This window comes from Streptomyces sp. NPDC006602 (assembly GCF_042870385.1).
Lineage (GTDB): Bacteria > Actinomycetota > Actinomycetes > Streptomycetales > Streptomycetaceae > Streptomyces.
This window is the reverse complement of the sequence record NZ_JBIAHG010000004.1, coordinates 12,020-25,497: the sequence shown is the minus strand read 5'-3', so window position 1 is coordinate 25,497 and position 13,478 is coordinate 12,020. Positions and strand designations below refer to the sequence as shown.

Below are 13,478 nucleotides of genomic sequence, written 5' to 3'. Positions count from 1 at the left end.
GCAACGCTCGGTCCGGATGGTGAACAAGGCATGGCGCACCCGGACCCGGTCGCATAGAAAATCCACATGTTCTGGGTCCTTCTCCTGCTGCTGGCCTGGGCCGCCGCCGGTACGGCGTGTACGCGGCTCTGCCTGGCCGCCGTACGCGCGGCGGCCGTCGACGCGGACGCGGGCCGGGTACACCATCTGACGCTGTACGAGGCCGCGTTCCTGTCCGGCGGCCCCGGACGGGTGGCCGACCTGACGCTCGTCTCCATGGCACGCCAGCGCCGACTGCTCCTCGCCCACACCGGCTGGGCGACCGTGGTCGACCCACGCGGTCGGGACGACATGGAGCGGTCGGTCATAGGGGCCATCGGGCCGGAGGGGCAGTCGCGGATCGCGCCGGTACGGGCCACCGCCGCCGCCACGGACGCGGTGCGCGGCATCGCCGACCGGCTGGTCCGCGCGGGGCTCGCCGTGCCCGACGGCGCCCGGGCGGGCGTCGCGGCCGGGGTCCGGCAGGTGCAGCTCGCCGTGGTGGCCGTCGTCGTGCTGGGCGCGACCGCGCTGCTGACGCCGGCCCAGTCGGACATGCCGCGGCATCTGGTCGCCCTCTGGTTCGGGCTCCCGCTCGCGCTCACCCTCAGCTGCCTCGCCATCGCGCGGATCGAGGTCCACCCGTACTCGCGCTGGGCCTCCCCGGCCGGCCAGCGACTCCTCGGCGCCCTCACCCGGCGCTCCGGCGGGGGCGAGCGTACGGATCTCACCTTCGTCGCCGTCCACGGCGTCCGCGCGATCGGCGAACCCGACCTGCGCGCGGCCTTCGCCCACGACGAGCGTCAACTCCGGCGCGAATAGCGCAGGGGGCGCACGGAGGCATTGGGGCCGACACCGGCCGGGCGGTGCTTGCCTTCGCCGGCAGCCGAACGAAACATCCCTTTTGTTGCTGCCGTGCACCGAAGGGATACGCGATGAGAGCCCCCGCCCTCTGCTGGGCCGCCGGGTCCTTGCTCCTGACCACGCTCGCCGCCGCCCCGGCCGACAGCGCCCCGGCCGTCCCGGGCGCGGCCGAGGTGCGCGGGACCGCGGTGGCCGCCGCGCGCGCCCGGGTCGCGGGCATCGACTTCGGCGCCTGCCCCGAGGGCGAGGACCTGCCCGGCAGCATGCGGTGCGGCACGGTGTCCGTCCCGCTCGACTACGCCCGTCCCGACGGCAAGCAGATCAGACTGACCGTCAGCCGGGCCCGGGCCACCCACGAGGACCCGCACAACAGCAAGCGCCGGGTGCCCCGGCAGGGCGCCCTGGTCTACAACCCTGGCGGGCCGGGCGCCTCCGGCATGTACTTCCCGCTGATCGGCGTGCTCCCCGAGTGGAAGCGGCTGGCGGCGGCGTACGACCTCGTGGGCTACGCCCCGCGCGGGGTGGGCCGTTCCGCGCCCCTGTCCTGCATGGACCCCAAGCAGTTCTTCAAGGCGCCCTCGCCGGCATCGACGTATCCCTCGGAGTCGTACAAGAGGGAGCGCATCGCGCAGGCGAAGGCGTACGCGCGCGGCTGCGCGAAGCGGGCCGGCAGCGCGCTGAGGCACTACACCTCCCTCAACAACGCCCGCGACCTGGACGTACTGCGCGCCGCGCTGGGTGAGGACAAGCTGACGTTCATGAGCACGTCGTACGGCACCTACTTCGGGGCGCTGTACGCCACGCTGTTCCCCTCGCACGTACGGCGGATGGTGTTCGACTCGGCGGTGAACCCGGACCCCGACCGGATCTGGTACCGCAACAACCTCGGCCAGTCGGCCGCGTTCGAGGGGCGCTGGGCGGACCTCAGGGAGTGGATCGCCAAGCACGACGACGTGTACGGACTGGGCGACACGGCCCGGAAGGTGCTGCGCAGCTACGAGCGGGCGGCGGCCCGGCTGGCCGCGGAGCCGGCCGGCGGGAAGGTCGGGCCCGGGCAGTTGCAGGGCGCGTTCTTGTCGGCCGGGTACTACGACGACCTCTGGCCGCACCGCGCGAAGGCGCTGTCGGCGTATCTGAAGGGCGACCCGAAGCCGCTGATCCAGCAGGCCGGGCCGCACCCGGAGGCGGCGGCCGAGGCGGAGAACGCGAGCGCGGTCCACACGGCCGTCGAGTGCAACGACGCGCCCTGGCCGACCGAGTGGCGGGTGTGGGACCGGGACAACACGCGCCTCGCGCGCGTGGCACCGTTCGAGACGTGGGACAACGTGTGGACGAATCTGCCGTGCGCCTACTGGCCGGCGCCCCGGCAGCAGCCCCTCGACGTGCGGACCGGGCCGGGTGAGCTGCCGCCGACGCTGATCCTGGCCGGCGAACGGGACGCGGCGACGCCGTACGACGGCGCGCTGGAGATGCACCGGCGGCTGTCGGACTCGGTCCTGGTGACCGAGCGGGATACCGGCACGCACGGCATCGCGGGCGGGCCGAACCCCTGCGTCAACGGCCACGTCGACGCGTATCTGCTGGAGGGCCGGCTCCCGGTGCGGCGCGCGGCCTGCGCACCGCGCCCGGAGCCCGAGCCCCGGCCGGCGGCCGACTCCCGGAAGACGCCGGCCGCCAAGGCCGCCGCACGCTGAGTGCCGGGCCCTCGCGCTGATCAGGCGAGGCCGGCGACCAGCTCGCCGATGTCCTTGCGGCGGCCCGTGTAGAACGGGACCTCCTCGCGGACGTGCATCCGGGCCTCGGAGGCGCGCAGGTGGCGCATGAGGTCGACGATGCGGTACAGCTCGTCGGCCTCGAAGGCGAGGAGCCACTCGTAGTCGCCGAGGGAGAACGAGGCGACCGTGTTGGCGCGCACGTCCGGGAAGCCGCGGGCCATCTTGCCGTGGTCGGCGAGCATGCGGCGGCGGTCCTCGTCGGGCAGCAGGTACCAGTCGTAGGAGCGCACGAAGGGGTAGACGCTGATGTAGTTGCGCGGCGTCTCGTCGGCGAGGAACGCCGGGATGTGCGAGCGGTTGAACTCGGCGGGGCGGTGCAGCGCCATGTTCGACCACACCGGCTCCAGCGCACGGCCCAGCCTGGTGCGGCGGAAGAGGTTGTACGCCTCCTGGAGCTGGTCGGCGGTCTCCGCGTGCCACCAGATCATGAGGTCGGCGTCGGCGCGCAGGCCCGAGACGTCGTAGGTGCCGCGGACCGTCACGTCCTTGGCGGCGAGCTGGTCGAACAGCTCCTGGACCTCGTCGGCGTAGCCCGCGCGGTCCTCGGGGAGCACGTCCTTCAGCTTGAAGACCGACCAGAGGGTGTAGCGGATGACCTCGTTCAGGTCCTTGGCCAGCTTGCCCTTGTTCGGGATCCTGGCGGACTCGGTGGTGGGGGCGTCGTCACTCATGGTCCTTATTCTCCCGCTCCGCCGTGCAGACTCTGCACCGGGTTGGCGGTGAGCTCCTGCACACCTCGCAGGTCGCCCTGGATCTGGTCGACGGCGGCGTAGGCGCTCGCGATGCACGCCGGGATGCCGACACCGTCGTACACCGCGCCGCACACCGCGAGGCCCGGCAGCTTGCCGACGTGCTCGCGGATGCGGGCAACGCGCGCGTGGTGGCCGACGGGGTACTGCGGCAGGCCGTCGTTCCATCGGGTGACGCGGGTCTCGACGGGAGTGGCGTCCAGCGCGGTGGCCTCGCGCAGGTCGTGCCGGGAGACGTCCACCAGCTCGGCGTCCTCGCGCTGCAGGATCTCCGTCTCGCCGTAGCGCCCCACGGACGTGCGCAGAACGAGCAGATCCGGGTTCTCGTCGGCGATCCAACCCCACTTCTGGGAGGCGAAGGTCGATGCCTTGATGGTGCGTCCGTCGACGGGCGGCACGAGGAAGCCGCTGCCTGCGGGGAGGGTGACGTCGGCGCGGCGGTAGGCGAGGGTGACCAGGGCCATGGAGGCGTACTCGACGGCGGTGAGCTCGGCGGCGGCCGCGGGGGACTCGGTGCGCAGGAGCGTGCCGGCGGCCGGGGCGGGCACGGCGATGACGACGGCGTCCGCGTACAGCGCACGATCACCGGCGAGGACCCGCCAGGTCGCGATCGGCTGCGCCGCCGCGGGGAGCTGGGAGGGCGGGCCGTCGGAGGGGCGCAGTCCGGCGCCGTGTTCCACCGACTCGTCTCCCGCGCGCGTGGCACCGAACCCGCCGACCGCCGATCCTCCGGGGGCGAAGGCGCGTGGCTCGCCCGCGCTGTCCGATCCCGGCGGCCCCACCCTGCGCAGCTCCTTCACCGGCATCCCGGTCAGGATCTCGCCCCCGCGCTCCCGCACCGACTCCGCGACAGCGAGCGGCAGGCTTCCCACGCCGCCCGCGATGCCCATGAACACCGGGCCGGTCTGCTGGTTGGCGGCGGCCTTGGCCTGGATCTCGCGGACGGCCCGGGTCAGGGAGTCGTGCGTCCGCGCGGCCTGGAAAAGCTGTGGGACCGCCGAGCGCATCGAGATACGGTACGCGTCGCCCGCGTAGACCCCGCCGAGCAGCGGCTCCACGAGGCGGTCGACGACCTCGCGGCCCAGCCGCGCCGCCACGTACTCCCCGACCGCCACGTCCTCGCCGACCTCCGTGCGGGGCAGGTCGGCGTCGCGCTCGATGCGTGCGAGGCCCTCGTCGGAGAGCACGCCGGTGAGGGCGGCGGCGGTGCCGGGGACGCCCATGACGTGTCCCTTGGGCATGGGGCGCAGGGCGCCGCGGGTCCACAGGGAGGCGGTCGCGGTGGCGGGCGGCTGGAGGCGGTCGGTGAGGCCGATCTCGCGGGCGAGGGCGACGGCCTCGGGGCGGCGGGCGAGCATCGACTCGGCGCCGAAGTCGACGCGGGCGCCCGCGATCTCGCCGGGCAGCAGCTTGCCGCCGACGCGGTCCGACGCCTCCAGCACGGTCACCCGCGCACCGCGCTGCAACAGCCGGTGGGCGGCGGCCAGCCCCGCGATCCCGGCTCCGATGACGACGACATGCCCGCTGCCCGTACCCGTTGCGCTCATGTGCCCACTTTCTCAGACCGTTCCTAGTCAGTGAGCAGGAGTGAGTCTTGGACCCATTCCTGGTCACTGCGGACACCCCGAACGGTTGTGGATGTCCTGGTCGCCCGCGTGCTCGCCGCGTCCGGCGGCACGGATCGTGTCCGTGGTCCGGGGATGCGGGGGCGGGGTCCCTCACGCCCAGGGATACGCCGGTCGGCCTGGACGGTCCGATGCCCGTGCACATCGCTCTGGTGTGCACGGGGTGGTGTCGTCCGTCGCCGGATCGGGTGTCCCTCGGCGCGTCGTCCGATCGCGATGCTCGCCGCATCGTGCCGGGTGGTCTTACGGGTGGGGCCGGCCATCGGCTGTTGCCACCCCGACTCGCCGTCCGCCTTCAAAAACCAGCGCCCGGCTTCCCACCGCTCACGCCACTTGGCCTCGGTGAGCTGCGCCGTGTCGAGGTTGTGGCGGGTGCCCAGCAGACGTTTGCCGCCACGCACGACATGCACCCGGCCCGCTTCCCGGTCGGCCCGAACCTGTTCGAGCCGGTCCTCCAGCACATGCAGCCGCCGCGACTTATGGAACCACTCGTGCGCGCAGCGGTAGCCGCCCGGAGCCCGCTTGGTGCCCTTGTGGCCGACCGGCAGCGACAGCCGGTGCCGGATCGTCGTGACACCGGCTTCGAGGCACTGCACGTGTGCGGCCTGGCCGCGCCGGGCGAGCGCCCACTGGTCATGCGTGGCCTTCGTGATCGACCCGGCCCACCTGGACGACGACTGGGCTGTCAGGTCCCGCTTCCGGGCCGCCCATGACTCGGTGGAGTGCTCCAGGCCATCCGCGCAACGCGCTTGAGGTCCTTCGAGGCGAGCGAGCCCAGGTGCGCACCCACCAAGCGCAAAACCTTCTCATCCCCGGGCGTGAGGTCCCTTACCCGGGTACGCACCGCCACACCGGACGGGCCGAGAACGACGAACGGCGCGGCGATCGGGCGCAGGTCAGCCATGTTCGGCGGCCTCCAGCGCCTTACGGGCACGGTTCTTCGCCGACCTGCGCCCGTACAGGCGAGCACACAACGAGGTCAGCACCTCCACCATGTCCCGCACCAGGTCGTCCTCGACCTCACCGTCGTCCAGCACCAGCAGCCGACGGCCCGTCGCGGACAAGGCGGCCTCGACAAGCTCGACGTTCATCCCGCCCAGCCGGTCCTTGTGCTCCACCACCACACAGGTCACGGCCGGGTCGGCCAGCAGACGCCGGGCCCTGGCGCGGCAGCCGTTCATCCCCGAAGCGATCTCCGCCTCCACACGAACGACTCGGTGACCTGCTTTCGCTGCCCACGCCGACAGCCGAGCGACCTGGCGTTCCAGATCGCTCTTCTGATCGTGCGAGGACACGCGGGCATACAGGCCCAGACCGCCGATGGCCCCGGGCGTGGTGTTCGCGTCGATGTTCACCAGGATCGTGCGTGGCCCGACCCGCTGAGCCGGCACCGGCAACGTCCCCTCACGGAACCAGCGATACGCGGTCTGCGGATGCACGCCCTGCGTCTTCGCCCACTCCGTCAGATTCACGCTCCGACAATGACACTCACTCCTCCATGGTTACGCTCACTCACCCGACATCGAGGACCAGCAGGTGGAGACCCCACTGACACTTCCGCGGGGCCCCGGTGTCCTTCACGAGTCCCGACCGTGACCGCATCGGGACCGTTTCCCGCCAACGTCCGGGCCGGGTCCGGCGTCGAAGGAACGTCACTCGTCACAAACCTCGGGGGTACGCCCACATGCGCACACGACGTTCCGTACGACCCGTCCAGGCCCTGGCCGGGATCCTGCTGGCCGCGGGCCTGGTGCTGACCGGCTGCAGCGGCGGTGCCGACAGCAGTGATTCCGGTGCCGGCACGGCCGACGACAAGGCCGCCGCGCAGAGCGAGGCCAAGGAGGCCGCCCCCGGCGCCGCCGACAGCGGCGGCGGCGCCGGGGCGACCGCCCCGCCCAAGATCTCCACGAACCGCATCATCCGCACCGCCTCCCTGACCGTGCAGGTCAAGGACGTGCCGAAGTCCCTCGACGCGGCCCGCACCACCACCGAGAACGCCGGCGGTTACGTCGGCAACGAGACCACCTCCCGGGACGAGGAGGGCAACGAGCAGACGCACGTGGTGCTGCGCGTGCCCGTCGACAAGTACGAGGAGGTCCTCGCCGACCTGGAGGGCTCGGGCAAGCTCCTGGAGCGCACGGCGAAGGCGCAGGACGTCACCGACCAGGTCGTCGACGTGGAGAGCCGCATCACCTCGCAGCGCGCGAGCGTGGCACGGATCCGCGAGCTGATGGACCGGGCCACCAGGCTGAGCGACGTGGTGACGCTGGAGGGCGAGCTGAGCACCCGCGAGGCCGACCTGGAGTCGCTGCTCGCCCGGCAGGCGTCCCTCAAGGACCGCACCGACCTGGCCACCATCACCCTGAACCTGTCCGAGACGCCGGTGGACAAGGCCGCGAAGGAGGACGAGGATCCCGGGGTCGTCGACGCGCTGACGGGCGGCTGGAACGCGTTCGTGACGATGCTGCGCTGGATCGTGGTGGCGATCGCCGCGGTGCTTCCGTTCGTGGTGATCACCGTGCTGCTCGTCATCGTGTGGCTGCGTCTCGTACGGCCCCGTCTGCCGCGTCGGCCGGCCACCGTGCCCGCGATGCCCTCGATGGGCCCGCTGCCGACGGCCAGGACCGCACCGGAGCCCACCCACCCGCGGGAGGGCGGCGAGGAGGACTGAGTCGGTCCGCAGAGAACCGAGCAGGACCGAAATGCCCCGCCCCCGTAGCGTGTTCGCATGAGCATGAGCACAGCGAGCCGAGGGACGAGCCGTGGGGCCGAGCGTCTGGTGGTGATCGGCGGCGACGCCGCGGGGATGTCCGCGGCGTCGCAGGCACGCCGTATGAAGGGCCCCGACGAATTGCAGATCGTGGCGTTCGAGCGCGGCCACTTCACGTCCTACTCGGCGTGCGGCATCCCGTACTGGGTGGGGGGCGACGTCACCGAGCGGGACCGGCTGATCGCGCGGACGCCTCAGGAGCACCGGGCCCGCGACATCGACCTGCGGATGCGCACCGAGGTCACGGAGATCGACGTCGAGCGGGGGCGGGTACGGGCGCGTGACGTCGATTCCGGGGCCGAGTCCTGGACGTCGTACGACAAACTCGTGATCGCGACCGGCGCCCGCCCGATCCGCCCGGACCTGCCGGGTGCGGACGCGCCCGGTGTGCACGGCGTGCAGACCCTCGACGACGGGCAGGAGCTCCTGGACACGCTGGCACGCACGCGTGGCCGGCGCGCGGTGGTCGTCGGCGCGGGCTACATCGGCGTCGAGATGGCGGAGGCGCTCATCAACCGCGGGTACGAGGTGACGGTCGTCAACCGCGGCAGGGAGCCGATGTCCACGCTCGACCCGGACATGGGCCGCCTGGTGCACGAGGCCATGGAGGGCCTGGGCATCACCATGGTGAACGACGCCGAGGTGACCAAGCTGCTGACAGGTGACGACGGCCGGGTGCGGGCGGTGGTCACGGACGACGGGGAGTACCCGGCGGACGTGGTCGTGCTCGGCATCGGCGTACGCCCCGAGACGGGACTCGCGAAGGCCGCGGGACTGCCGCTCGGCCACCACGGCGGACTGCTGACCGATCTCGCGATGCGGGTGCGCGGGCAGGAGAACGTCTGGGCCGGCGGCGACTGCGTCGAGGTCCTGGACCTGGTCTCCGGCCAGGAGCGGCACATCGCCCTCGGCACCCACGCCAACAAGCACGGCCAGGTCATCGGAACGAACGCCGGGGGCGGCTACGCCACCTTCCCGGGCGTCGTCGGCACGGCGGTCAGCAAGGTGTGCGACCTGGAGATCGCCCGCACCGGCCTGCGCGAGAAGGACGCGCGCAGGGTGGGCCTGCAGTTCGAGTCGGTCACCATCGAGTCGACCAGCCGCGCCGGGTATTACCCGGGCGCCTCCCTCATGACGGTGAAAATGCTCGCCGAGTGCCGCACGGGGCGGCTGCTCGGCGTGCAGATCGTCGGCAGGGAGGGCGCCGGCAAACGCGTCGACATCGCCGCGGTGGCCCTGACGGCCGGCATGACGGTGGAACAGATGACGGCCCTGGACCTGGGCTACGCTCCGCCGTTCTCACCGGTGTGGGACCCCGTGCTGGTGGCCGCCCGCAAGGCCGCGGTGAAGGTGCGGGCCTCCTGAAGACCCCGGCTCACGGGACGACTACGCCGAGCCGTTGATCCGCTCGATCGCCTGCCGCGCCTGATCCGCCGGAGGCCGCGGCGGCAACGACGAGACGGACGCACTCGTGCTGGTCACGGCCGCCGGCTGCTCCCCCGCCGGCTTCGCGTGGGCCGCCGGTCGTGTGGACCGCAGCCGGTTGCTCACCGCCTCGTCCAGGGTCACCGGTCGCTGCATCTGGGAAGCCAGCCGTCCGGCCTCCTGGCCGAGCCGCGCCACGTCCTCCCACGGCAGGCGCAGCACCAGTGAGATCTCGGCCTCGCCGTCCGGCAGGGCGTGCATCGGAGGAGTAACTCGGTCGTTCATCGCCTGTTCCTCACGTCGTCCCCGCGAGCGCCTTCCCCGTGCCGCGGGCGGTTGAGGAGACATACGCACGCGCAGCGAAGGGCGTTCACCGATTCGCCGCCCGCATCGGGGGCACTACTTCCTTGTGGTCATCCCCGTCCATGACGTGAACCCGGTCCGCAGCACCCCGTTGGTGACGTACGCGCTGATCGCCGCGAACGTCCTCGTGTTCCTGTCCATGCCCGGCCTCGCCGGTTCCGTGGCCGGGGAGAGCAGTCTGGCCCAGTTGTGCCACCTACAGGCGTTCCTGGACCACTACGCGGCGGTGCCGCAGGAGTTGATCCACCATCAGATGCCGCGGGTGGTGCCGACGGGCGACGTCGGCGTGGGCGCGCAGGGCGCGGGCTGCGTGGTGGGCCCGCCGGACTACGACAAGTCCCCCGCGCTGTCCGTCCTCACCGCCATGTTCCTGCACGGCGGCTGGCTGCACCTGTTGGGCAACATGCTCTTCCTGCTGATCTTCGGCAACAACATCGAGGACCGCATGGGGCACGTGCGGTTCGCGCTCTTCTACGTCGTCTGCGGCTACGCGGCGTCGTACGGCTTCGCGCTTGTCAACGCCGACTCGGGCGACCCGCTGATCGGCGCTTCGGGAGCGATCGCCGGGGTCCTGGGCGCCTATCTCGTGCTGTACCCGAAGGCCAGGATCTGGGTTCTCGTCCCGTTCCTGGTCTTTTTGCCGCTCAGGTTGCCGGCGTGGCTGGTGCTGGGGTTCTGGTTCGCGCTGCAGGCGGTGTACTCGTCCGGCGAGGGTGTGTCGGATGCCGGGACGGTGGCGTACGCGGCGCACATCGTCGGATTCGCCGCGGGCATGCTGCTCGCCTGGCCGCTCAAGCCGGGCACGCCCCCGCCACCGGAACCGCGCGGCCTGCTCTTCGGCAGGAAGGCACGGCCCCGGCACACCTGGTGAGAGAGGCTCAGCGCGCGGTCTGCGTGTGGACGTACTCCACGAGGCGGGTGAGCGCGTCCGGGTCGGTGGACGGCATGACGCCGTGGCCGAGGTTGAAGACATGGCCCTCGAGGCCGGCCGCCGCGTCCAGGACCTCGCGGGTCTTGGTCTCGACGGCCTCCCTGCCGGCGAACAGGACGGTGGGGTCGAGGTTGCCCTGGAGTGCCTTGCCGGGGCCGACCCGGCGGGCGGCCTCGTCGAGCGGGACGCGCCAGTCGACTCCGACGACGTCCGCGCCGGCCTCGCCCATGAGCCCCAGCAACTCGCCGGTGCCGACCCCGAAGTGGATGCGCGGGACGCCGTACCCCTCGACCGCGCGGAACACCTTCGCTGAGGCGGGCAGCACCGAGTGGCGGTAGTCGGCGGGGGCCAGCGCGCCGGCCCAGGAGTCGAACAGCTGGACGGCGCTCGCGCCCGCCTCGATCTGCACCTTGAGGAAGGCGGCCGTGATGTCCGCGAGGCGGTCGAGCAGGTCGGCCCAGAGTGCGGGGTCGCCGTACATCATCGCCTTGGCGTTCTCGTACGTACGCGAGGGGCCGCCCTCGACGAGGTAGCTCGCGAGGGTGAACGGCGCTCCGGCGAACCCGATGAGGGGGGTGGAGCCGAGCTCGCGGGTCAGCAGCACGATCGCCTCGGTGACGTAGGACACGTCCTCGGGGGTGAGGTCGCGCAGCTGGGCGAGATCGTCGCGGGTGCGGATCGGGCGTTCGACGACCGGGCCGACGCCGGGCTTGATGTCGAGGTCGACGCCGATGGCCCTGAGCGGGACGACGATGTCGCTGAAGTAGATCGCCGCGTCCACGTTGTGCCGCCGCACCGGCTGGAGGGTGATCTCGGTGACCAGCTCGGGCCGCATGCAGGACTCGAGCATCGGGATGCCCTGGCGCACCTTGCGGTACTCCGGCAGCGAGCGTCCGGCCTGCCGCATGAACCACACGGGCGTGTGCGGCACGGGCTCACGCCGGCACGCCTTCATGAAGGCGGACTCGTACGTGGTGGCTGTCGGCTGCGGCGTCGCGGGGCTCTCGTTGGCACTCACGGGGCAAGTCTCGCACGGGGCCGGACCCCGCCCGGACGGCAACCCCGACACCGGGCAAGAGGGTGTCCTCCCTGCGCGAAGCCCCCGTTCCCTTTAATCTTCCCCGCATGGCTGCGGCTCAGGGACGACTGTCGGACGGCGCTGACGGAATGGACGACGCGAAGGAGGAGGACCTGCATACGAGCGGGACGGATCCGCTGCCCTTCCGGGCGGCTGTCGACGCGCTCAGGGCCGCGCGGCTGCGGCCGCAGGTCGAGATCGAGCCGACGCGCGCGCCCCAGCGGCTCGCGCCCTATGCGTACGCGCTGGAGGCCGCGGTCGTCGACGGCGACGAGGATCTCGCCGACGGCCGGCTGGTGCTGCTGCACGACCCGGCCGGGCACGACGCCTGGCGGGGCACCTTCCGGCTGGTGACGCTGGTACGCGCGGAGCTGGAGCCGGAGATGGCGTCCGATCCGCTGCTGCCCGACGTGTGCTGGTCGTGGCTCACCGGCGCGCTCACCGCCCGCGGACTGGCATTCGGCGAGCCGAGCGGCACCGTCACCCGCGCGAGCTCGCACTACTTCGGCGGCCTGTCCGAACGGCCGCCCACCTCCCAGATCGAGATCCGCGCCTCATGGACGCCCCGCGAGGGTCTGGGGGGCGTTCCGGACACGGCGGCGCACCTCGCGTCCTGGTGCGATCTGCTCGCCCAGATCGCGGGCCTGCCGCCGGCCGGGCCGGGCGACGAGTCGGTGGTCTCGCTGCCGCAGCGGCGCGGTCCGCAGTCGCGCTGAGCAACCCGTGCCCCTGGGACAACCCGTCATCTCTTTGTCGATACGGCCACTTTCGGCCGCTTATTGACGCGAACCGAAACCGTTCGATCTTCGAATGATCGATCGCGCGTCCGAATTGCACGGATTGTTACTCACCAGATCGTGATCTTTCTCTAAAGGCGGACGGGTTTAGTGCCGAAGACGTCTGTGACCTTGAAAGTACGGTTCGTCCCGGCTTCTTCCCCGCAAGCCGGCCCCGTCCCCCACCCAGGAGGCCTGGTGTCCGTTCTCCTCGAGCAGCCCGCAAGCCTGGTCGCCTACCGCCCGAACAAGCCGACCGCCATGGTGGTCGTGGCCGACCCGCGCGTCCGCTCCACCGTCACCCGCCACCTGTGGGCGCTCGGTGTGCGCGACGTCATCGAGGCCTCGTCCGTCGCGGAGGCTCGTCCCCGCATCGGCAACCCCCGCGACATCTGTGTCGCCGAAGTCCACCTGCCCGACGGCTCCGGCCTGACCCTCCTGTCGGAGACCCGCGCCGCGGGCTGGCCCAACGGCCTCGCCCTCTCCGCCGCCGACGACATCGGCGCCGTACGCAACGCCCTGGCCGGCGGTGTGAAGGGCTACGTCGTCACCGGCACCCGTACCAACCTCGGGCTCCCCACCCGGCCGGGTGCCGCCCCCATCGGAGCCGCCGCCCGTATGCACCGCCGCCCCCCGGGTGCCCCGAGTCACCCGGGTGGCTACCGCGAACTGTCCGGCCGTGAGGTCGAGGTGCTGCGACTGGTCGCGGAGGGCCAGTCCAACAAGGCGATCGGCGTCTCGATGGGCCTCTCCGCCCTGACCGTCAAGAGCCACCTCGCCCGCATCGCCCGCAAGCTCGGCACCGGAGACCGCGCCGGCATGGTCGCCGTCGCCCTGCGGACCGGCATCATCCACTGACCCCACCCTTCACAGACGTGAAGCGGATCGGCTGCTGATCCTCATCCACGTAACCCTCCGTCGTAAACCGGATCTTTCACCGAGCTGACTGGTTTACGACCCCCAGGCGGGGGGGGGGGGGGGGGGGGGGGGGGGGGGGGGGGGGGGGCGGCCGCCGCCGGGGGGGGGGGGGGGGCCCGGAGAGAGGGTGGGGGGGGGGGCGCGCGGCGAGCACACCGCACCGCCGGGGGCGGGGGGGGAGGGGGT

At 72.2% G+C, this 13,478-nt stretch carries 12 protein-coding genes and 1 pseudogene; 7 read left to right on the top strand and 6 right to left on the bottom strand.

Translation table 11 applies throughout. The features are described 5' to 3' along the window. The first annotated feature begins 66 nt into the window (after positions 1-66). On the top strand, positions 67-840 hold the full coding sequence (locus ACFYO2_RS12460) for a TIGR04222 domain-containing membrane protein (protein ID WP_388347662.1): 774 nt from the start codon (positions 67-69) through the stop codon (positions 838-840). 113 nt (positions 841-953) lie between these two features. Further along, the gene (locus tag ACFYO2_RS12455; RefSeq protein ID WP_388347660.1) at positions 954-2,576 is read left to right on the top strand and encodes an alpha/beta hydrolase; all 1,623 of its coding nucleotides are present in this window, start codon (positions 954-956) and stop codon (positions 2,574-2,576) included. Positions 2,577-2,596: 20 nt separating this feature from the next. Here the strand turns inward: ACFYO2_RS12455 and hemQ are convergent, their stop codons facing one another. The 4 genes and pseudogenes from hemQ to ACFYO2_RS12435 all read right to left on the bottom strand — a co-directional run bounded on the left by hemQ (position 2,597) and on the right by ACFYO2_RS12435 (position 6,503). After that, a complete protein-coding gene (gene hemQ, locus ACFYO2_RS12450; protein ID WP_388347658.1) occupies positions 2,597-3,328 on the bottom strand; it encodes a hydrogen peroxide-dependent heme synthase in 732 nt (243 codons plus the stop codon). Between the two features lie 5 nt (positions 3,329-3,333). Continuing rightward, positions 3,334-4,953, bottom strand: a complete 1,620-nt coding sequence (hemG, locus tag ACFYO2_RS12445; protein WP_388347656.1) for a protoporphyrinogen oxidase — start codon at positions 4,951-4,953, stop codon at positions 3,334-3,336. A gap of 23 nt (positions 4,954-4,976) precedes the next feature. Then, a pseudogene (locus tag ACFYO2_RS12440) lies at positions 4,977-5,935 on the bottom strand (hypothetical protein). Continuing rightward, positions 5,928-6,503, bottom strand: coding sequence for an IS607 family transposase (locus tag ACFYO2_RS12435; protein WP_388347654.1), 576 nt, complete (start codon positions 6,501-6,503; stop codon positions 5,928-5,930). The pseudogene ACFYO2_RS12440 and the gene ACFYO2_RS12435 overlap by 8 nt, the downstream one beginning before the upstream one ends. A 212-nt stretch (positions 6,504-6,715) precedes the next feature. Here ACFYO2_RS12435 and ACFYO2_RS12430 point away from each other — a divergent pair, with 212 nt between their 5' ends. Then, entirely contained in the window at positions 6,716-7,702 is a 987-nt protein-coding gene (locus ACFYO2_RS12430) for a DUF4349 domain-containing protein (protein WP_388347652.1), read from the top strand. A gap of 57 nt (positions 7,703-7,759) precedes the next feature. Then, a complete protein-coding gene (locus ACFYO2_RS12425) occupies positions 7,760-9,166 on the top strand; it encodes an FAD-dependent oxidoreductase (protein ID WP_388347650.1) in 1,407 nt (468 codons plus the stop codon). Between the two features lie 21 nt (positions 9,167-9,187). Here ACFYO2_RS12425 and ACFYO2_RS12420 read toward each other — a convergent pair whose 3' ends face one another. Continuing rightward, on the bottom strand, positions 9,188-9,511 hold the full coding sequence (locus ACFYO2_RS12420) for a hypothetical protein (RefSeq protein ID WP_388347648.1): 324 nt from the start codon (positions 9,509-9,511) through the stop codon (positions 9,188-9,190). A 124-nt stretch (positions 9,512-9,635) separates the two neighbouring features. Between ACFYO2_RS12420 and ACFYO2_RS12415 the strand changes: the two genes are divergently transcribed. Continuing rightward, positions 9,636-10,460: a rhomboid family intramembrane serine protease gene (locus tag ACFYO2_RS12415; RefSeq protein WP_388347646.1), complete on the top strand. Its 825-nt coding sequence runs from the start codon at positions 9,636-9,638 to the stop codon at positions 10,458-10,460. Positions 10,461-10,467: 7 nt separating this feature from the next. Here ACFYO2_RS12415 and hemE read toward each other — a convergent pair whose 3' ends face one another. Next, on the bottom strand, positions 10,468-11,538 hold the full coding sequence (gene hemE, locus ACFYO2_RS12410; RefSeq protein ID WP_388347644.1) for a uroporphyrinogen decarboxylase: 1,071 nt from the start codon (positions 11,536-11,538) through the stop codon (positions 10,468-10,470). A gap of 107 nt (positions 11,539-11,645) precedes the next feature. Here hemE and ACFYO2_RS12405 point away from each other — a divergent pair, with 107 nt between their 5' ends. Together ACFYO2_RS12405 and ACFYO2_RS12400 are read left to right on the top strand one after the other, a co-directional pair. Beyond that, positions 11,646-12,314, top strand: a complete 669-nt coding sequence (locus ACFYO2_RS12405) for a DUF3000 domain-containing protein (protein ID WP_388347642.1) — start codon at positions 11,646-11,648, stop codon at positions 12,312-12,314. A 258-nt stretch (positions 12,315-12,572) separates the two neighbouring features. Beyond that, positions 12,573-13,232: a LuxR C-terminal-related transcriptional regulator gene (locus tag ACFYO2_RS12400; RefSeq protein WP_388347640.1), complete on the top strand. Its 660-nt coding sequence runs from the start codon at positions 12,573-12,575 to the stop codon at positions 13,230-13,232. Positions 13,233-13,478 lie beyond the last annotated feature (246 nt).

Bases quoted from the DNA above. Each gene is read 5' to 3' on its own strand.
- ACFYO2_RS12460 (WP_388347662.1), top strand. From the start codon at position 67: ATGTTCTGGGTCCTTCTCCTGCTGCTGGCCTGGGCCGCCGCCGGTACG.
- ACFYO2_RS12455 (WP_388347660.1), top strand. From the start codon at position 954: ATGAGAGCCCCCGCCCTCTGCTGGGCCGCCGGGTCCTTGCTCCTGACC.
- hemQ (WP_388347658.1), bottom strand. From the start codon at position 3,328: ATGAGTGACGACGCCCCCACCACCGAGTCCGCCAGGATCCCGAACAAG.
- hemG (WP_388347656.1), bottom strand. From the start codon at position 4,953: ATGAGCGCAACGGGTACGGGCAGCGGGCATGTCGTCGTCATCGGAGCC.
- ACFYO2_RS12430 (WP_388347652.1), top strand. From the start codon at position 6,716: ATGCGCACACGACGTTCCGTACGACCCGTCCAGGCCCTGGCCGGGATC.
- ACFYO2_RS12425 (WP_388347650.1), top strand. From the start codon at position 7,760: ATGAGCATGAGCACAGCGAGCCGAGGGACGAGCCGTGGGGCCGAGCGT.
- ACFYO2_RS12420 (WP_388347648.1), bottom strand. From the start codon at position 9,511: ATGAACGACCGAGTTACTCCTCCGATGCACGCCCTGCCGGACGGCGAG.
- ACFYO2_RS12405 (WP_388347642.1), top strand. From the start codon at position 11,646: ATGGCTGCGGCTCAGGGACGACTGTCGGACGGCGCTGACGGAATGGAC.